Source organism: Comamonas sp. GB3 AK4-5 (genome assembly GCF_041320665.1).
GTDB lineage: Bacteria > Pseudomonadota > Gammaproteobacteria > Burkholderiales > Burkholderiaceae_C > Comamonas.
In genome coordinates this window covers 3,071,539-3,090,270 of sequence record NZ_CP166730.1, presented here as the reverse complement: position 1 = coordinate 3,090,270, position 18,732 = coordinate 3,071,539, and the positions used below count along the sequence as shown (strand labels likewise).

Genomic DNA, 18,732 nt, shown 5'->3' with positions numbered 1-18,732 from the left:
GCAGAGACTCCGGTTCAATCTTGTTCAGCGTGGCTGGGTTGCGGGTCGTGGAAGACGCCGCTTTGGTGGAAGGTGTGGCCCCACAGCGGGTGGTTCATGTCCATCGTGAAGCGGAATTGGCCGGGGCCTACGTCCTGGTGGGCTACGCGGCAGGTGCCGGGCGTGAGCCAGGCGGGAATCGTGATGCGCCGCCCTGCAATCAGCAGGAAATAGCGGCGGCTTTGGAACACCAGCGCACCACCGGCTTCCACGCGCACATCCAGCTGCATGGACAGGCCACCGGCCGTGCATTCCTCCAGCGTGCCGTCAGGGCCCAGGCGCTTGGTGGAGCGCACGCGTTGGAGGCCCAGTCGGCGCTCCCAGACCACGCCGCCCGCGCCGTCGCCGTACACATTCACCGTGGCGGCCACGGCATGCTTTTGCGCAGCGGCCAGCGGGCTGCCAAGCAGGCTGGCGGCAAAGCCAAAGAGGCGGCCCATGCACGAGGTCTGGAGCGCCATGCGGCCCTGGTAGCTGACATCGCCATGGCCTGCCGCAAAGCGCCGGCGGATGGCGGGGGACAAGCGCTGCCATGCGTGCTCGCCGAGAAGTGCCGCAAGGTCGAGTGCCGGAGCCAAGCCATGCGAGCCATCAGCCTGGAATGCGGTGGGGTGGTGCAAGGTGTTCATGCACAGAGATGTGCAGCATCCGTGCCAACTTTTAAGCTGTTGATTTCATTGGATTTATTTATTCCATTGTCAACAACGTATACAGCTTGACGGCGGAGGGCGTAAACGCCGTTTACAGTGCAGGCCATGGCCATTCACATTGCTTTGCTGCTGACCTTGTTGGAAACGCTCGCGCTGAGCGCGGTGCTGTTGCTGTGGGCCAAGCAGGTCCAGGGCGCGCGGCTGCTGGTGGTGTTCTTGGCAGGTGTGGCCACCTGGATCGTGGGCAACGAGCTGCCCAACTGGGCCGGCATTGCCACAGCGCCGCTGGCTATGGCCTTGCTGTCCACACTGCCGCTGACCTCGGCGGCGTTTTTGCATTTCTGCCTCATCTTCTGCCAGTCAGCGATACCCAGGCGCTGGATTTACGCGGCCTATGCGGTGGCTGCGTTGGCGGCCTTGAACGCCTTGCTGCGCTCGCCGGGCAGCTTTGAACACTTTGAACCGTTTACGGGCGTGGAGTGGGTAGTGGTGCCCAACCATGTGGGCTGGACCACCAGCCTGGTCTGGAGCTGCTTTGCCGCCCTGGGCATTGGGGCGTTGCTGCTGGCGTTCTGGCGCACGGACTTGGCCCAGCGCAGGCGGCAGATTGCGGCCGTAGCCATTTCTTGCGCCTGGGGGCTGATGGCCATGTCGGGCTATGCGTTTGCGGCCCTGCAGATTCCGCTCTATCCCTGGCAGGTGCTGACCGCGCCGGCCTACCCGGTGATCCTGGTCTACGGCATCCTGCGCTACCGCGTGTTCGTGGCCAATGTCTGGGCGCGGCGGGCGCTGGCGTCGGCCATCTTGGTGGGGCTGGGGGCCTTGGTGGTGGCGCTGGCCGTGGCCCTGCCTTTTGCCTTTTTGGAGTCGCGCTGGGTGGTGGCCGTGGGCGTGGCGGCTGTCACGCTGGCCTTGCGCGGGCCGGTATGGCGTTTTGCCGAGCGCCTGATTTATCCGGGGGGCATGCCTTCGGCCGAGGATTTGCGCAGTTGGCGCACGCAGCTCGGCCGGGTCAGCACCATGGATGCGTTGGAGCGCGCAGCGCAGCAACTGCTGTCGCGGCGCATGGGCATGGAGATCGCGGTGCAGCTGCGGCGCGGTGAACAGAGCACCGGCCACACCATGCACCCTGCATCGCAGCCCAGCTTGCAATGTGCCAAAACTGGAGATGGCGGCTGGCAGATCCAGTTGCTGGGCTTTGAGGAAGCACCACCCGGCCAGCGCCATCTGGCCGAGCTGTTTGGCAGCATCGTGGCGGATGCCTGCGCATCTGTGGAGCATGCGGAGCAAGCCAGGCTGCTGGAACGTGAGACACAGCTGCAGGCACGCCTGGCCGAGCTGGGCTCGCTGGCCACCACGGTGGCCCATGACTTGCGCAATCCGCTGAACATCATCGCCATGGCCGTGGCCATGGCGCCGCAGGACACGCGCCAGGAAGTGGGCGAGCAGATAGCGCGCATTTCGCGGCTGACCGAAGACCTGCTGGACTACGCCAAGCCCTGGCAGCTGCATGCCATGCAAACCGATATCACGCAGCGGGTGCGCAGCCTGGTGCGCCGCATGCCCGAGGTGGAGCTGGGGCCTGGGCTGCAGAGCCCATGCCCAGCCTGGCTGGACCCGGTGCGTTTTGACCAGGCCGTGGTGAATCTGCTCACCAACGCCCAATCTGCTCGCCAGTCCACGTCTTCCTTGGCTGCCAGCCCGCGCGTGTGGGTCGATGCCGAGTGCAGTCCAGACGCCGTGCTGCTGCATGTTTGCGATGACGGCGCTGGCATTCCTGACGATTTGCGCGAGCGCTTGTTTCAGCCTTTTGCATCGCGCAGCCCGGGTGGCACGGGCCTGGGGCTGGCCATTGTGGCCCGCATCATGGGCGCGCATGGCGGCACGGCTGCGCTGACCGAGCGTGCGCCCTGGCACACCTGTTTCACGCTGACTTTTCCCATGAAAGAGAACCCCACACCATGAATAGCACCAGCGCGGCCCAGACTGGCATGACCACATCGGTGGCGACCTCGGGGCATATTTTGTTGGTGGACGACGAGCCCGCCTACCAGCGGCTGGGCGCATCGTTTTTGCGCCAGCTGGGCTATCGCGTATCGGTGGCCGGGGATGTGGACGAGGCCTTGCAGGCCTTTGCAGACGACCCGCCCCATGTGGTGCTGCTCGATCTGGCCATGCCGCCCAGCATGGACCCCGAGGCCGGGCTGTCGCTGATTCCGCGCTTTGCATCGGCCGTGGTGGTGGTGCTCAGCGGCCATGGCGACCGCGACACTGCGCTGCGTGCGGTCGAGCTGGGGGTCTGGGACTTTCTGGTCAAACCCATAGATCCCGAGATGCTGCGCATGGTGGTGATGCGCGCCATGCACAAGGCGCGGCTGGATGCCGAACTGCGGACCTTGCGCGCCGCCAAGAGCGGCGGCGATCCCGACGCCATGGGCCTGGTCGGCCAGACCCCGGCCATGCAGCAGCTGCGTGCCATGGTGCGGCGCGTGGGGGGCACCTCGGTCAATCTGATGGTGCTGGGGCCCACGGGCACGGGCAAGGAACTGGTGGCCCGCGCCCTGCACCAGTGCAGCGCGCGGCGCGATGGGCCGTTTGCCATCGTCCACTGCGGTGCGCTGTCGGCAGAGCTGCTGGAGAGCGAGCTGTTCGGTCACCTCAAGGGAAGCTTTACCGGCGCCCACCGTGACCAGCAAGGGCTGGTGGAAATCGCCCATGGCGGCACCTTGTTTTTGGACGAGGTGGGCGAGATGCCGGCGCTGATGCAGGTGAAGCTGCTACGCTTTTTGCAGGAAGGCACCTTTATGCCGGTGGGCGGGCGGCAGGAGAAAAAATCCGATGTGCGTGTGGTGGCCGCCACCCACCGCGACCTGGACGCCATGGTGCGCGAGGGTAGCTTTCGGGAAGATCTTTTCTATCGCTTGAAAGGCATGGTGCTGCGCACGCCCGCGCTGGCCGAACGCAGCGCCGATGTGCCTTTGCTGGCCGCCCGCTTTCTGCAGGGCGTGGCGCCCAGTGCCCGCTTCAGTGCCGATGCTCTGCAGTGGCTGCAAGCGCGGGAATGGCCAGGCAATGTGCGGCAGCTGAAGGCCGTGGTGGAATCGGCGGGTGAGCTGGTGCTGCCCGAACACCCCTGTGTGGAGGCCGATCTGCTGGGCTTTGCCAGCGGAGAGAGCACGCAGCTGCCCGAAACACCGCAGGATGCGGCGCAGGGCAGTGCGCCAAAAAACACCGCCCTCGGCAGCATGGATGCCGCGCTGCTGGAGCTGGAGACGCGCATGATCCGCGAGGCCATGGCCCAGTCCGGTGGCAACCAGTCCGAAGCGGCCCGGGTGCTGGGTATCTCGCGCGTGGGCCTGATCAAAAAACTCACGCGCCTGGGGCTCAGATAAACCGCCAGAGCGCCACGGCAGCTGCGGTGGCGCTCTGATATCTGATTAAATCCCCAGGAACTGGAATGGCGCCGAGGGCTTGAACTGCTTGGTGGCGTCGCCCGAGAAGGTGTGGCTCTGGTCTGCACCCAGATCCAGCTTGAGCACCTTGCCCGTGGGTTTGCTGAAGTCCAGGGCCTTGAGGTCTACCCAGAAGGTGTTGGGCGTCAGCGCCGACTCAAAGAAGTACAGCTTGCGCTGGTGGTCAAACACCGTGCGCCAGCGGGTGGAAGAGATATTGGGCTGGTCCGGCGTGCTGATGCCGTAGGGCACGGACACGTTGCGGATCACGCTGAACACGCTGGCCAGGGTCTTGTTCGGTGTCTGCTCCTTGGGCAGGGCATTCACATAGAACGAGGCACGGGCAAAGCGGTCTGCGGCGCGGTTGGTGCCCGGCAGCATGGTGGTGCCGCCGATTTGCTGCCAATAGGTGTTGAGGGCCAGCTGCTGGTCGAAGGTGGGCGAGTTGGTCATCACCTGGTAGGAGCGGCTGTGGTGAATCACCTGCTTGCCGCCTATGTATTCCACGATGGCGCTGTCGCCGCTGGCGTCGGACATGGACAGGTGCAGCGTGGTCAGGCGGTTCTCACCCGGCACATTGTCCGAGACGATGGTGTAGGGCTGCTTTTGCAGTGCCTCCACGGCCTCTTGCACGGTGGCAAAGTTGTCCAGCACATACTGGGCCCAGGCCGCAATCGTCAGGCCCGGCTTGCTGCTGGCATCAAACTCCGGGTATTGCGATTCCACCAGCCACAGCAGGTTGGCGGCCAGCCCGGCCTCGTTCACGCCATCGGTGGTGGAGATGTCATAGCCCGAGGTGATGACGCTGCCGTATTTGGAGGTCCAGCGCAGGGTGTTGGCGCCGGTCTGGCCATTGCGCTCCATGCCGCGCGGCAGCACCCAGAGGTTGCTGACGATGTCACTCTTCCAGTCCATGGAGCGGGCGGTGACCACCTGGCCATTAGCGCCGAGAAACACCAGGCGCGTGCAGGCCCAGGCGCTGGAGATGGCGGCCAGGCTGGCCGTGCCCAACAGCAGGGCGGCAAGTTTGGGGCGAATGCGTAGCGTTTCTTTCTTCATCAGATTCTCCTCGGGGTACGTAACTGAGTGCACAACAGGGTACGCAGGGGCGTAATGGGGTGAGACATGCAGCGCTGCTTATACAGGCTGTATCTTGCAAATTCTCACTTGTTTTGCCGTTTGTCTTTGCATGCCCTGTGCAGACAGGTGTTTGTCTGACAGTGTGGGTATCACACCGTGCCCAGTCTGCGCAGCAGCAAGAACACGGGAACGGCCAGCAGGCACAGCAGCAGGGAGAGCTGGTTGGCGCAGTCCAGATTGCCATCCAGCACCTGGTTGAAGATGGCCAGCGACAAGGTTTCGGTGCGGCCCACGATGTTGCCGCCCAGCATCAGGGACAGGCCGACTTCACCGAGGGCGCGGCCACCCGCGAGCACCAGGCCGGCGGCCAGGCCGCGCTGGGCCAGGGGCAGCTCCACCTGCCAGAAAGTCTGCCAGGGCGTGCAGCCCAGGGTGGCCGAGGCTTCGCGCAGGCTGGCCGGGGTGGCGGCAAAGGCGTTCTGCGCCGGCTTGATCATCAGCGGCAGGCCGGCCACAAAGGCCGCAATCACCAGGCCCGTGGGGGTGAAGACGATATGGGGCTGCAGCGCCTCAGGCAGCCACTGTGCCAGCCAGCCCTGGCGCCCCAGCAGCAGCAAAATGCCATAGCCCAGCACAATGGGCGGAAAGACCAGGGGCAGGGTGACCAGCAGATCCAGCAACTGGTAGAGCGCGCCCGTGCGGCGTGCCAGCAACCAGGCCAGGCTGCCACCCAGGAGCAGTTGTAGCAGCAGACTCCAGGCAATGACCTCGGCCGTGAGCCACAGGGGCGCGCTGGCGCACAGCAGCGGGGTTTCCACAGGTGGGGCCGGTGCTCAGAGCCCGTGGCGCTGCATGACCTGGCGGGCTTGCGGCGTCGTGATGAAGGCGATGAATGCCTGGGCGGCGGGGCTGCGGTCGCGGCCTTCCAGTACGGCCAGGCTCAGCTCTATGGGGTCATGGCATGCGGGGTCTATGGCGATGCTGGCGCCGACCTTGTCCTTCAAAGCCTGTGCTTCGGTGGCATTGATAAAGCCGGCATCCACTTCGCCGGTCACCAGATAGGCACTGACCTGGGGCACGGTGGCCACTTCCATCAATTTGCTGCCCACGGCCTGCATCAGCCCCTGCTGCTGCAGGCAGCTGAAAGCGGCCTTGCCATAGACGGCCTTGCTGCGGTCTGGCACGGCAATGCGTTGGAACCGGGCCTGGCCCAGCTCGGTGATGGAGCTGAGCGGGTGGGCCTTGGCGGTGGCCAGCACCAGGCGGCCGGTGCCCAGGTGCTCAAAGCGCTGGCTAAGCTGCATGGGCTCCAGAAAAGCCCGGTCGCCAATCAGCAGCTGGATGTCGGTGTTTTGCTTGGCCTGCACTTCGACCTGCTTCATATTGCCGAAGCTGGCTTCGGCCTTGAAGCCCGTGGCGCTGGTGAAGGCCTGCAGCAACTCCAGCACCGGCTTGCGGTAACCGGCGCCGGCGGCAATCAAGAGGCTGTCGCTGGCCCAGACGGACAAGCTGAAGGCAGCTGCAACGCAGCCGAGAAAAAGACGTAGCAACATGAAATTCCAGTGCCCAGGCAAGGCGTTGATGCGAGAAATCGAAGGGGAATGGGGCGGAGCTGAGTCGGTGCTGCGCATGCAGTGCACGCAGTTCGCCCTCTCCGAGCGTGGCCCACGCGGCGCGCAATAATACTGCACCGTTATCCCTGTGCGGAATAACGAAGTGCAGGCAACTGTTTCTGTCTTTTTCACCGCCTTCCATGGCGCCTGGCTGCCCAGTCTGGCGCTTGCAGGGAGGCTTTGCGCCATCGGATTTCTATGAATAAACCCGCAGCCCCAGCGGCCCCCATCGCCATGCAAGCCCTTGGCTATGTGCGCAGTCCTTTTCACTCGGTACAAGGCATGCCCATCCAGACCGTGGCGGCCGCGGAGGTCGAAGGGCAGCTGCAAGTCTTGCCGCAGTTCCAGCCTGGCCTGCGCGACATCGAGGGATTCGAGTACCTGATCTTCATCACCCATCTACACCAGGCCGTGGAGAAGCTGGAGGTTGTGCCCTTTATGGACAACAGCAGCCACGGCGTGTTTGCCACCCGCGCGCCGGCCCGGCCCAACCGCATCGGCCTGTCTATCGTGCAGCTGACCAAGGTAGAGAGCGGCTGCCTCTACTTCAAGGGCAATGACATGCTTGACGGCACGCCGGTGCTGGACATCAAGCCCTATGTGCCGGCCCTGGACCAGCGCCACACCGAGCGCATAGGCTGGTTTCAGCAAGGCCTGCAAAAGCTGCCTTCCACCCAGTCGGATGACCGGATGCGCTAGCCAGGACGCGGCCTGTTCCATGCGGGCCACTGCCGGAGTGACGGAGGCATCAAAAAACCCCGCAGGCCGGGCAAGCATGCGGGGTTGGTGAGGGGGGCACGGGGCTTGCTCGCCCTAGCCGGAGCTTTGGTTAGGCCAGTTGTTTGAGCAGGCCATCCAGGTCGGCGCGCGACAAGGTGGGGCTGCGCTCGGCCAAGCCCACCAGACCCTTGGAGCTGTTGCCCAGCAGGTAATCTGGGGTGACAGGGCCTTTCAAATATCCATCCGCACGGTCCATGGCAATGAACATGGCAATTTCTTGTGCCTTCGCGTCGTGGGATGTCGGCCATCCAGTCAGCAGCTTGTCTTCAGGGGTCATCAGCTTGTCGAGGTCAAGCTTTCTCCACTCACGGCCATCCGGCCCGATGGCATGAGAAATACCTTCCTCACTCTCGGTCCAGGTCCATTCGCCACTGGTGGTTTGCGGGGCCTTCGGTGCCTCGTTATTGCTTTGTGCGGCCGATAGCGCCGCAGAGAACGAGACTGGTCCCGCACCTTGTGCTGCTGGGGGCTGCAGTCGTTGATTGGCGTTGAGGCCTGCGCCCACGGAATCTAGTCTCATTGCATTTGGTCCCTTGTATGGAGGTGCTGCCTTGCTCAAAAAACACCTGCCGGTTCTTCGCCAAGCCAGAAGGCAGCGACGGACATTTTGACCAAGCTTTGCAGCATGGGAAGCGCCAAACAGTGCGACATCACGGGGCCTATTCGGCTGAATATGAAGCGTGATATTGCACAGGAGGCGTTGGCCACACAGCTTTCCGTTGTTGGTATCTGAGGCTGTTGCTAGGTGAAGTACCAACAAAAGTACCAACATTTTGTGGGTATGTCGGTGGCTACGCGAGATACCTAGATACAAAGAAAAACCCGCAGGCCTAGAAGGCATGCGGGTTTTGAGAGCTTCTGAGACTCCCTGGAGGGACTCGAATGATGGCCCAGAAGGCGCATGAAATAAGGGGGTTGGGGTTTTGGTTGTTGAAAAGTACCGTCAAAAGTACCGTCACTTGAAAAACTGTCCCTTAACCCCTTGATCAATCAGCCGCTGTTTGCGCTTTGCGCCGGGCTATGTGTGCTTGGCAAGGCGTCAACAAGTCAGAGGTCTTCAGCGGTGAAATGTCCGCTTGTGCAAAGGGCAAGGCCGGCTGCTCCTGGCCTTCGAATGCCATTTGCAGCAGTCCATCCCAAATAAAGGCGAGGCTGCGTCGAAGCTCTTCCTGTGCATCGGAGGAGGAGAACGCAAGGCGGCCAAGGCTATCGCTACTGTGGGGGATGGTGTAAGCCGCCAGCGCGATGGCGCCTTTCAGTGCGCCTGCCGATTCGCCCATGGCATCGTAGGCCTTCCATCGGCCATAAGCCTCCTTGGTGCTTCGGTACGCGCTGCGCAAGGTAGCGGCTTTCGGGCTTGCATCCAGCAGCAGGCTGTCGAGATGATTTCGTACATTGCCCTGGGCAATTTCAAGCTCTTCAGCCATAGCTACTGCATCGTTTTTGCGGTTCAGCGCCTGGCGTACTGCTGTTGTGCGTTCATACCCGGCGGCCTCAAAAGCCTGTTTGAACTCTGCTTCTGCAGCCTTTGCATTTGCACGGCAGGTGGCGATCTTGGCCACCATTTTTTCTTGCTGCTCCAGCGCTGACGCCAGCTCGGCCTTTGGCCCCTGGTCGTAGGTGCTGCGGGCTGCCTCCAGCTTGACCAGCGCAGCTTCATAGGCCAACTTGGTTTCGGCGATCTTGCCTTGAATGTCGTAGTTCATGTGTGCTCCCTTGGATCAGTAATCAGCCAGCACGGGACCGTCTGCAGCCCCTGCGATCTGGCTGAAGGCATTGATCAGCGGGGTATTCATGGCGGCTCGCTGTCCAGTGATGGATTCCAGGGCCCCTTTTGCCTTGTTGAATTCCGTGAAGGCTTGCTCCAACTTCAGCTGCGCTGCAGTGAATGTTTGCCGGGCTTGGGTTTCTGTCATGCGGTGACTTCCTTGGGTTGTTCCTATGCTTCCGTATGGTGCCGTGTGGACAACCAAGGAGAAAGAACATGCGCATGTGGCGGCGTCCTCCACAGCAGGCTGAGCAGCTGTCGTCCAGTGCACTGGCTGCCGTGGCCATGTCATTGGCTGCGCCAGGGCTGCATAGATAACCCAGCATCAGCTTCACTCAAGCAGCAGAGCGTCGGCCCGTGGATGGTTCCAGCAGCGATGGCTGTGCAGGGCCGCGCGCGCGGACGAATAGACACCCCTCCATCGCTCCCAAAAAAGAAAGCCCTCTCGGGGCCTCCTATGGCTTGCCAGCAGCACCGGCGCTAGACCCCTCAGCCTCCCCCCATCACTAGGCAGCAGGCCAGAAGCGCCGGCAGCCACACCCATCAAGACCGCCAGCGCGCCGTCGAGACCCCGCCGCGCCCCCGGGCTAAATGTGCCGCTTTTGACGGTGCCGTCGGAGGTCGCACGAGGCGTGTGGGATGAGGCTATGAGCGACGGAGGGAGCCGTGTTCAGCCGACGGGATATGACGGGAAGTGTTGAATTTAGGTGTATGTCGTAGCAGCGATAGTCAACGCCAGTGCATGCACCTGTATTGGCGCCTCAACTCTGTGGCGCATCTCTTCCCTCCATGAGGCGCAAATTACGATTTGCTCGGAACAGCTAATCCGTGCCAGGCCCAGCTTTGCGGCGAAATTCTCTCTGCATTTTTATTGTGAGAAATTTCTAGCTGCCACATGCGAGAGGCACTGTGCTGGCACTGCCTGCTTTACCGAGTTGTATTGGGCAGAAAGCTAAACCGATGGCCACCTGATTTGGAGAGCATCTGGGAGCTTGTCTCGTCGGGCAAAATTCGTCTACAAGCACGATCGTGCTTGTTAGTTCAAGCGCAGTTGTGTTGGATCGCGATCAAGCCCTTTGATGCCCGTGCTCCGGGACAACTGCTGAAAAGAGGTTGCAGTCAAAAAGAGGGAGACAGTGTGTCCAGCAGTTTCGAAGAGTTCATTCAGCGCGAAGCAGACTATCTTGCTTGGGTCACTAGGCATCCTGATGGGTTCGTTTTAAATACGGAGCGAAAGCCAAGGGCTGCTTACATGCTGCTGCATACCGCTACTTGTACTACTGTCACACAGTACAAGAGAGATGCACGTGAGGATGCATTTACAGGTCATGGCTATATCAAGATTTGCTCGACTGATCTTAATAGTCTTTTGGCATGGATGGCCCGCTATGGAGCACCGAGTTTCTCAGGACTCTGTAGGAAATGTCAGCCCGATGTATCAAGCATCGTCGATCATGTTGCAGACCAAGAAGCGTTTCTGGATGCTGAGGTGTGCAAGTGGCTGGCAGATCCGCTGAATTTGCAACAACAACTCACTGAAGTTCCACGTGAGCCTCCCAGTTTCTACTACGCTCAAACTAAGGTATTTAAGCGCAATCCAGTCGTTGTGGCTGCTGTCCTTCTGCGTGCGCGAGGCTTCTGTGAGCAGTGCCAGGCCTTCGCCCCTTTTCTAAGGGCTACCAATAATGAGCCATATTTGGAAGTTCACCACAAGGTGCGGCTGGTCGATGGCGGTATTGATCACCCTGACAATGCATTAGCCCTGTGTCCAAACTGCCATCGGGAGACTCATTTTGGTTAAACACCTGTGCTTAGAGGGGAATATATCTACTCTCTCGTATCTGAGGACCAGTAGAGTGGTGCATCATCCGATTTTAGGAAGCAGATATTTTAATAAAAAATAAATGCTTTTTATTATTGGATGAGTTTTTGTGTATTTGTTTTATTTTCGCTGAAAGCAAATATTCTAGGCGTTTTAAATACAATTAAAGATACTGCCTTTAAACAAGACTGATTATTTATATAAATATTGAAATATATACAAAATGGAAAGTAGGTTCTATGAAATTAGAAAGTTTAGCTAAAGAGTTCATTAGATTAGACGAGTTAATTGATCAAGGATATTTTGATGAGGCCTTTTCAGGAGTTGAGGCTATTTATATAAATTTTATAAATTGCTTTGATAAAGGCGATATTTTTTTCAAAATAATAGCTAGAGCCGCTTGTATATTTATTGACATTGGGCATATGAAGCCTTGCGTTGAATCGTCGAAAAAAGGATTGAGCATATTGGAAAAATTCAAGGATGAAATAGTAGATCAAATCGGCGAAGATGCGTATTTTTATAATTTAAGCAATGCAAAATCTAATTTAATAGTTGAAAAAGATCCTTTCAATCATTCATTTTCAAATATTGAACAACTTGTTGATATAAAAACAGACTTATGGCGAGCAATAAAAATTTCTGAGAAACATAATTTTGGCCAAGCCGATCCTACTTATATTGTGAATTTGGGAAACTCCCTCAAGCAGCAATTCCGTATTGCTGAAGCGCTTGAGTGCTATGATTCCGTTAATTTATTAGATCTTGATATTCCTCAATCATGGATAAATAGGTCTGAAACTCTTTTGGTACTAAATCAGGTATCGCATACATATTCGATTCAGATGCTTGAACAGATAAAAAATGGATATGAGAAAGTACTCTCTTCGCGACAAGTACCACCTCAATGGATGAAAAATTATAAGGAGAAATCTAAGTTTATTGAAAATAAAATTGACAAAGAGTGTAAGTATATAGGTATTGAATTGGATTTGCATGATTTTGAGAAAACAAAATCAGAATATGAAAATCTAAGTGATTATAGGAAATTTTGCCTTAAAAATAATTTAAGCCTATCAGAGCATGGCTTGTACTGCTCTTGCGTAGGAAGTTCTAGAGATGATTTGACTATTCCAACTGCCAGAGGAGTAACTGGTGATTTTATTATTCCGATGGAAATGGTTCTCAATCGATTGAAATCAGAATTCTCATTTGCTTGTCATTTGTATTTTGAGTGCGTTTCAAATGGAAAAGATTATGAACTACCTCAGGATTCATGTTTTTCTGAGCTATTTAATGATGAACTACTGGGGCTGGATGTAGAAAGGTTAAGAACAGCCTTTCGGTCGTGTTTTGGTATTTTGGATAAAATTGCTATTGCGGTTTGCGAGCTATTTGATGTTTACCCTTCTAATCGGACGGTATATTTCCAAAGCTTTTGGCAGCTTGACCGGGAAGATAGACGAGATAAGTTCAATAAACATAAAAACCCTGGCCTCTTAGCTTTGTATAGTATTGCCACAGATTTAAATGAACGAAGAGATGGAGAATGGTCATTTCTAAAACAATTGAGAAATGATTTGGAGCATGAATTTGTTGTTATCCATAAATCGGATACACCTAGCGATGTTTATAAGTCATATGATTTTATGGAGAATATTGTTTTTATCAGAGAGGAAGAATTTATTATGAATTTGAAGAGAATATTGCAGCTAACACGTTCTGCAATATTTTCTTTTGTATTTGCTGTGCGCAATAAGGCATTGAGTGAACGAGATGAAGATGCTTTTTATCTTCAGAGAAGCATTTATAGAAAAAATCAAATTTAGAGGTTTTGATAAAAAATAGCTAATGATAGTTGATAAGTGATGCTGAAAATTTCCATAAGGCGAGGTATTGCAGTTCAAATTTAAATTTGAATTAATTTTTATTTAAGGCTGTAGATGCATGAAAGATTTATCGTGAGCAGCCGGGCTGAAACTCGATTCCTCAGAGTGAATTGGGATATGTCGTAGTGGTTCTGCACATGAGCCTGCTGCTAGCAGCCACTCTATGGATGGGGTCGGGAAAACTGTAATCTGCGTAATCGGCCCTTCTAACCGCACGCCAACCCGCATGGATGCTAGGTTTTCGAGGTTACAGTGTTCTGTAATCTACCGTAATCCAGATTACGCCCAGCTTCTAAGTTGTTGTTTTTGTTGATCTGGTGCCATCAGATCGATTACTTTGACTTTTGTAATCTGATTACGCTGGATTACAAAAAAGTTACTCTCTACTTTTCTTTTAAACCGTTGCTGGTTGCGGGCTCCCATGTGAGCAATTGCTCTGATTACACAGATTACAGTTTTCCCGACCCCTCACCGGAATTCTGGCGAAAGTGCCTCTAGGCCCTTCGCGGCCTCAAAGCCTGATCTTTATGGGCATCTGACCATGCACGTGGCCACACAAGCTGCGGACAGCAAAAAGCCCCGTGTCCGGGGCGGAGTGCACAGGCTTTAGGCCGTGCCTGCAGGCCCTTCTGCAACTGGCAGCAGCGGAGCATCGGCACCCAGCAACTGCACGACGTTTTCGGTAGGCACGCCCAGGGCGTCATTCACTTGGCGCAGTTGCCAGTACAGGTTGCGCCGTGCTGCGGGGACTGTCTCTGCCTCTATCAAGGACTGCAGTTTTCGGCTTTGCTCCTGCAGTGTCAGCCGTTGGCGTAGGGTGATACCGCGCCTGAATTCCTTGTCACTCAGAAGCGGCTCCACGTACAGCGCACGCTGCTTGGCTTCCATGGCGTTGAAGGTAGAGATATAGGCCTCCTTCCAGCGCATGGCCTCCTTGCCGGTGAAGCCCATGGCCAGCATGGCAAAGCCATCGCGGGTGATTTGGTAGGCGGGCGCCTTTTGGACGCCACCCTTACCGTTCACGAACTCCGTGATTACCAACGCAAAATTGCGCAGCCCGAATTCCTCGCTGCAGCCCAGGTTGCGAATGGCACGGATCACGTCGGCGTGACGCTTTCCAAAATGCTCAGCCACCTGCAGGCTGGTTGCTGTGATCTGACCACCATGGGTACTGAGTGCAGGCCCTGTCGCTTGGCTGTTGACCGTGGTAATCGATGTGGTTGTATGTAGGTGGTTCTGCATCGCTGTGCTCCCGTGCAAATGTTTTGTCTTGCTCTTATTCCGTGGGCCTGGTTTATCTCGGCGCAGGCGGCACTATTCAGGGGCCGGCCATGGTGGCAGCCCCCGCTGGTGCGGCCTTCCTCATCCACCCACCTCAAACACCCAACAACGCACGGCCTTGCCCAGCTCATCGCTGGCACCGCGGCTCTTGATGCTGCTGTTGACCACGCGGCTGGCATCCACAAACCGCCGTGTCTTGCTGGTGCGCAGTACCTTTTTCAGTTCGGCCATGGGCGGCACCTGCTGGCGGTGCAGGCTGGCCATCTCCACAAACTCATTGAGGTTCACGGCTATCAACTGCTTGTCACGGCTGTGGTTCAAGCGTGGTGTGTGCTGTGGCCCGTGCGTGGTGGCCAGGGGAATGCTGTCGAGGTAGTCGAAGGCCTCCCAAAACTCCTGCACCAGCGGGTGGTCGGCGCTGATGGCCCGTTGCCGTTCCTGGGCCATGGCCAGGATGCAGGAGCGCACAGCCTCAAACTGGGCTTCGCTCATGCGCAGCAGCCGGGCCATGGCCATGACGCCTACCAGCAGCTGGGCATGGTTCTTGGCAATGCGCGGCTTGTGCACGCCCTCTTGCTGTAGCAACCAGCTGGTGGCCCCATCGGTCTCGGTCTTGAAGGTCTCCAGCACTTCACCCTCACGGCGTAGGCAGGCCAGCAGAAAACCGCTGAGCTGCTCCATCTCGTAGGTCTCCAACTGCTTGGCGCTGGCAAAGCTGTCCTTGGTATGGCCTTTGGTGGTGAAAGTCATGTGGCAGATACGCTCCATGATGGCCTGGCTGGCTTGCACCTGGTTGTTTTGGCTGATGACGATGCTGGCTCTAAACGGCGGCTCGTAGGTCTCATTGCCTCCGGTGCGCACGCCGGTCGTGCGCACGCTGCGGCCGTTGTAGGCGTCCTTCAATTCGTCCCAGTCAAAGCTCTTCACATGGGCGCTGTTGCCGGTCTTGGTCTCGCGGTCGCTCTCGATCAACACGATGGGCAAATTGCTCACCTGGGTAAAGGTGCGCATGCGCCCGGCCGCCGTGGATTTGCTGGGGTCGAACCCTTCGTAGTCCCGCCCGAAGAGCTTCCATAAAAACTGGATCAACGTCGTCTTGCCGCTGCCGGGTTCACCCACGATTTCCAGAAATGGAAACGACATTTGCTCGGCCCGGATTTGCTCGGCAAACAGGCTGGCAAACCAGTAGGCCAGGGCCACATAGCCTGGGGCACCAAACGCCGCCCACAGGTGCTGTGGCCAGCGCTTGTCCTGGGCTTCCGCATCCTGGCTGATACGCAGTTGGATGGAACGTTGCAGGCTTTTGATGCTGAGCTTTCCGATCTCGAAATAGTCCTCTTCGTTGGCGGTGAGCACCTGGCCATCGTGCACAGCATGCTCGCCCAGCAGATAGGTTTTGTGGGCTGCGCTGTAGCCCACAAAGTCCACTGTCTGCACCACTTTGATGTGGTCGAGTTGGCGCAGCATCATGCGTTCCAGCTGGGCGCTGGAGCCGCTGTAGATGGCACCGGGTGCCAGGTGCAGCAGCTGTTTTTTGAACTCGCTGGCCGAGGTCAGATGCCCGGCAGTGAACGTGCCTTTGACGGGGCGGCTTTCGTGGGGCTGGGTGATGCTGAAGTAATACCAGGCCTCCTGCGTGACTTCGTTGCGCTGGTAGTACAGCGCCCGGGGCTGGCAGTTGGCAATGGGCTGCAGCACGGCCGATTGCTCGATGGCCTTATTGCGCAGCTCGAGCTCGGACATGAAGGGTGCGCCTTCTTCCTGGCCTTTCTCCAAATCGTCCTTGGCCTTGCTGTAGGCCGCCAGGTCGAGCTTGAACCAGAAAAGGCGGCTGCCGTGGTCGAGGTCGAACTCGGTGCGGCCGGTGTGCTGGTAGATCAGCAAAGCCTTGTCCAGTGCAGATTCAGCCACCAGCAAGGCGCCCTGGTGCAGATATTCCTGCAGGTCTTTTTCTTCCAGGCGCTCGCGCAGGTGCAGATCGTTCCAGTCGAGCTTGGCGCTGCCGCGCTGGGGGATCTGGGCGGCGGTGCATTTCCAGCCATCGGCCTTGGCCCGGCGCACATGGCGCAGCGTGTATTCGCGCCCGGCCTTGTCGCCATCCAGGGCGAACACTAGCCGGGGCAGTGCCACCTGCTGGCCCTCGCGCTGAATCTGCGTGCGGATGGCCTCCAGTGCTTGCGCTGGGTAGTTGTTGCAGCTCATCAGCGCCACAGCGGCGATGCCGTGGTGGGCGAGGGCAACGGCGTCGAAGATGCCCTCCACCAGCCACAGCTCTTGGGGCGGTACGGGTGCATCCGGCTGGGCCGGATTGGGGGCCGCAAAGCTCAAATGCGGCATGGCCCACCACTGCCCGCCATAGCTGCCGCCGTACTTGAAATTGGCCTTCTTCTTACCAAAGCGGGCAGGCCTGTCGATCAGGCGCTCCCACCAGGTGCCGGCCACGGCAAAGCGCACGGTGGCCGTACCAGCGCCCCGACCTTTGTCTGCGCGTTGATCGAAGTATTGCTCCTGGGTGTACAGACCTCGAATGCGGGAAAGGTCAAAACCCCGGGCCTGCTGCAGGTAGGCATCGGCCGCCGCATAGGGGTTGCGCTCGGCCTCGGGCTTGCGCTCTTCCACGGCCCGGGCGCGGTCGCTCCAGCTCTCGAAAAGGTCGCTGTATAACTCCTTGGCGTGGGCCTCGTAGCCGCAGTGGTTCAGGCGCTCGCAGCGCACCACCCAGGGGCTGGCGGCATAAGTCCACAGGCTTTTGCTGCTGCAACTGGGGCAGCGGCCTTTGCGCAAATGCTTGCCATCGGCGGTGGGCTTGAACTCGTAGTCGGCCTGCAGGCGCTGGGCAATGTCGTGCAGAAGATCGCTCATGCCGCACCGCCTTCCTGTGCCATGCGCACAGCATCCACCGATGTGGCCAGCGCGCGGGTGCAACGTGCAATCTCGGCATCAACCACGTTCAGCAGCTGTGCCAGGTCATGAGCCGCTACAGGCAGGCTGGAGCGTTGTGGCCCAGCGCAGACGCTCACCAACTGGGTGAGGGCGCGCAGCGCAGACCGGGCACTTTGCAGCTCTTCCACGCCTTCCTGCACATTCAACAGGCAAGGCTGCGCCTGCACTGCCATCAAGGCAGCGTTTGTATGGGTCATCATGGGCTTACCTCTCCAGGCTCAGATCAAGGCCACGCAGGGCCGCCAGAGCTTGCACGGCCTTGCGGCGTGCACCAGGCAGATTGGCTTGGGGCTTGTTGAGGTAGTGCAGCGCCATGCTCAGCGCGTTGTGCGCTTCAGCGTGCAATTGGATGGGGTCAGAGGTGCCCGGGGTGGGCGATACAGCACGGCGGCTGATCGAACCGAATGTGGTCATGGTCTGGTTTCCTACTGGATCACAGAGAACCACCGTTTGCGTTTTCAAGCGCAGAGGGTGGACGAGATGTTGAAAACACGTCAGTAGCCGTGCGGCCGCCCTCGCGGGTAGGCCCATCTCGCCCAAAAAATGCAGGAGCTGGCGCGAATACACGCACCAATTCCCAAAAATTGGACATGACAAAACCCCGCTTATCGATGGGGGTTGCAAACGCTACTAACAAGGTGTTTTCAAGCACCGGGCCTCTCGGCTTGCGACTACTTTAGCACACGGTGGGGCAATGATGGAAGGCCTTGGGCGGGCTAGAGGCAGCGGTGCAGGCGGTGGTCAGCCCCATGCTGCATGGGGCGTTCGGGAGGCACCGGGGCGGGCAGCGCTGCATAAGGCTTGATCTGGCCTGTCATGCTGGAGTGCTGTGCGATCAGCTCGCGGGTTTTATCACTGATGGGGAGGTGCACATCTGAGCCTGGCTTGGCTGAAGGCGAGATTGTGCGCACGGCTTCAGCATGCACGATGAAGGTGTGGCCACATTCAGCGTCCTGGCAAGCCATCAGCAGCTCGCGCAGCAAAGGAGACACCTCTCTGCTGGTACGAATCGCAGCGCGTGACTGGCAATGGGGACAGCGGAACAGCATGCGCATGGCTCAGGCCTCCTTGCGAGTGCGCCGGCGAGTGTGTGCCGTGGGCATCACTGCTGCGGGCGCGGCCACAGGCACGGGGGTTGCAGCATCGGCCGAGGGGCGTTCATTGATCCAGCTGTCCACCTCGGTTTCTTTCCAGGCCACGCAGGTGCCGTGCAGCTTCACCGGCTGGGGAAACTGGCGCTCTTTGACTTTGGCATATACGGTGCTGCGGCCCAGGCCCGTCAGAAAACACACATCGGCAATGCGTAAGAGGCGCTCGCGGTAGCTGCGGCCAATGGTCTGGGAAGGTTGGGGCGTGGTGGACATGAAGTGAGCTTGGGTTGTCGTTGTCATGTCCCTATGGTCTTGTGTGGACGG

19 protein-coding genes and 1 pseudogene are annotated in these 18,732 nt (G+C 58.3%); 6 read left to right on the top strand and 14 right to left on the bottom strand.

Annotated elements, in window-relative coordinates:
- Positions 1–14: 14 nt before the first annotated feature.
- The gene (locus ACA027_RS13935) at positions 15–668 is read right to left on the bottom strand and encodes a DUF4166 domain-containing protein (RefSeq protein WP_370678817.1); all 654 of its coding nucleotides are present in this window, start codon (positions 666–668) and stop codon (positions 15–17) included.
- 126 nt (positions 669–794) lie between these two features.
- Here ACA027_RS13935 and ACA027_RS13930 point away from each other — a divergent pair, with 126 nt between their 5' ends.
- Positions 795–2,654 carry a sensor histidine kinase gene (locus tag ACA027_RS13930; RefSeq protein WP_370678816.1) on the top strand — a complete coding sequence of 620 codons (1,860 nt, stop codon included), beginning with the start codon at positions 795–797 and terminating at the stop codon, positions 2,652–2,654.
- Positions 2,651–4,081, top strand: coding sequence for a sigma-54-dependent transcriptional regulator (locus ACA027_RS13925; protein WP_370678815.1), 1,431 nt, complete (start codon positions 2,651–2,653; stop codon positions 4,079–4,081). Before ACA027_RS13930 ends, ACA027_RS13925 begins: the two co-directional genes overlap by 4 nt.
- A gap of 45 nt (positions 4,082–4,126) precedes the next feature.
- Here ACA027_RS13925 and ACA027_RS13920 read toward each other — a convergent pair whose 3' ends face one another.
- The 3 genes from ACA027_RS13920 to modA all read right to left on the bottom strand — a co-directional run bounded on the left by ACA027_RS13920 (position 4,127) and on the right by modA (position 6,774).
- Positions 4,127–5,200 carry a linear amide C-N hydrolase gene (locus tag ACA027_RS13920; protein WP_370678814.1) on the bottom strand — a complete coding sequence of 358 codons (1,074 nt, stop codon included), beginning with the start codon at positions 5,198–5,200 and terminating at the stop codon, positions 4,127–4,129.
- A 170-nt stretch (positions 5,201–5,370) separates the two neighbouring features.
- Positions 5,371–6,039: a molybdate ABC transporter permease subunit gene (locus tag ACA027_RS13915; protein ID WP_370678813.1), complete on the bottom strand. Its 669-nt coding sequence runs from the start codon at positions 6,037–6,039 to the stop codon at positions 5,371–5,373.
- A gap of 15 nt (positions 6,040–6,054) precedes the next feature.
- Positions 6,055–6,774, bottom strand: coding sequence for a molybdate ABC transporter substrate-binding protein (modA, locus tag ACA027_RS13910; protein WP_370678812.1), 720 nt, complete (start codon positions 6,772–6,774; stop codon positions 6,055–6,057).
- Here modA and ACA027_RS13905 point away from each other — a divergent pair.
- Both ACA027_RS13905 and tsaA read left to right on the top strand, forming a co-directional pair.
- A complete protein-coding gene (locus ACA027_RS13905) occupies positions 6,773–6,904 on the top strand; it encodes a hypothetical protein (protein ID WP_370678811.1) in 132 nt (43 codons plus the stop codon). The genes modA and ACA027_RS13905 overlap by 2 nt on opposite strands.
- Before the next feature lie 128 nt (positions 6,905–7,032).
- On the top strand, positions 7,033–7,533 hold the full coding sequence (gene tsaA / locus ACA027_RS13900) for a tRNA (N6-threonylcarbamoyladenosine(37)-N6)-methyltransferase TrmO (RefSeq protein ID WP_370678810.1): 501 nt from the start codon (positions 7,033–7,035) through the stop codon (positions 7,531–7,533).
- A 130-nt stretch (positions 7,534–7,663) separates the two neighbouring features.
- Here the strand turns inward: tsaA and ACA027_RS13895 are convergent, their stop codons facing one another.
- The 3 genes from ACA027_RS13895 to ACA027_RS13885 form a co-directional block, all read right to left on the bottom strand.
- Positions 7,664–8,119, bottom strand: a complete 456-nt coding sequence (locus tag ACA027_RS13895) for a hypothetical protein (RefSeq protein WP_370678809.1) — start codon at positions 8,117–8,119, stop codon at positions 7,664–7,666.
- A 481-nt stretch (positions 8,120–8,600) separates the two neighbouring features.
- The gene (locus ACA027_RS13890) at positions 8,601–9,320 is read right to left on the bottom strand and encodes a hypothetical protein (protein ID WP_370678808.1); all 720 of its coding nucleotides are present in this window, start codon (positions 9,318–9,320) and stop codon (positions 8,601–8,603) included.
- Between the two features lie 15 nt (positions 9,321–9,335).
- The gene (locus ACA027_RS13885; RefSeq protein WP_370678807.1) at positions 9,336–9,530 is read right to left on the bottom strand and encodes a hypothetical protein; all 195 of its coding nucleotides are present in this window, start codon (positions 9,528–9,530) and stop codon (positions 9,336–9,338) included.
- 885 nt (positions 9,531–10,415) lie between these two features.
- On the opposite strand from ACA027_RS13885, the gene ACA027_RS13880 reads away from it, so the two are divergent.
- Both ACA027_RS13880 and ACA027_RS13875 read left to right on the top strand, forming a co-directional pair.
- The gene (locus ACA027_RS13880; RefSeq protein ID WP_370678806.1) at positions 10,416–11,183 is read left to right on the top strand and encodes an HNH endonuclease; all 768 of its coding nucleotides are present in this window, start codon (positions 10,416–10,418) and stop codon (positions 11,181–11,183) included.
- 260 nt (positions 11,184–11,443) lie between these two features.
- Positions 11,444–13,033, top strand: a complete 1,590-nt coding sequence (locus ACA027_RS13875) for an LA2681 family HEPN domain-containing protein (RefSeq protein ID WP_370678805.1) — start codon at positions 11,444–11,446, stop codon at positions 13,031–13,033.
- A 666-nt stretch (positions 13,034–13,699) separates the two neighbouring features.
- Here the strand turns inward: ACA027_RS13875 and ACA027_RS13870 are convergent.
- From ACA027_RS13870 to ACA027_RS13840, 7 genes and pseudogenes are all read right to left on the bottom strand, one after another.
- Complete coding sequence (locus ACA027_RS13870; protein WP_370678804.1) at positions 13,700–14,335, bottom strand: Rha family transcriptional regulator; 636 nt, start codon at positions 14,333–14,335, stop codon at positions 13,700–13,702.
- Between the two features lie 120 nt (positions 14,336–14,455).
- Positions 14,456–17,236 (bottom strand): toprim domain-containing protein, encoded by a 2,781-nt coding sequence (locus ACA027_RS13865; protein ID WP_370678803.1) that lies wholly within the window; start codon positions 17,234–17,236, stop codon positions 14,456–14,458.
- Positions 17,233–17,517 carry a hypothetical protein gene (locus ACA027_RS13860; RefSeq protein WP_370678802.1) on the bottom strand — a complete coding sequence of 95 codons (285 nt, stop codon included), beginning with the start codon at positions 17,515–17,517 and terminating at the stop codon, positions 17,233–17,235. The genes ACA027_RS13865 and ACA027_RS13860 overlap by 4 nt, the downstream gene beginning before the upstream one ends.
- A 4-nt stretch (positions 17,518–17,521) precedes the next feature.
- Positions 17,522–17,731 carry a hypothetical protein gene (locus tag ACA027_RS13855; RefSeq protein WP_370678801.1) on the bottom strand — a complete coding sequence of 70 codons (210 nt, stop codon included), beginning with the start codon at positions 17,729–17,731 and terminating at the stop codon, positions 17,522–17,524.
- A 302-nt stretch (positions 17,732–18,033) separates the two neighbouring features.
- Positions 18,034–18,189 carry a hypothetical protein gene (locus ACA027_RS13850; RefSeq protein WP_370682668.1) on the bottom strand — a complete coding sequence of 52 codons (156 nt, stop codon included), beginning with the start codon at positions 18,187–18,189 and terminating at the stop codon, positions 18,034–18,036.
- A gap of 87 nt (positions 18,190–18,276) precedes the next feature.
- Positions 18,277–18,366 (bottom strand): annotated as a pseudogene (locus ACA027_RS13845) (ogr/Delta-like zinc finger family protein); the annotation flags it as partial.
- 9 nt (positions 18,367–18,375) lie between these two features.
- A complete protein-coding gene (locus ACA027_RS13840; RefSeq protein WP_370678800.1) occupies positions 18,376–18,681 on the bottom strand; it encodes a helix-turn-helix transcriptional regulator in 306 nt (101 codons plus the stop codon).
- Between the last annotated feature and the right edge of the window lie 51 nt (positions 18,682–18,732).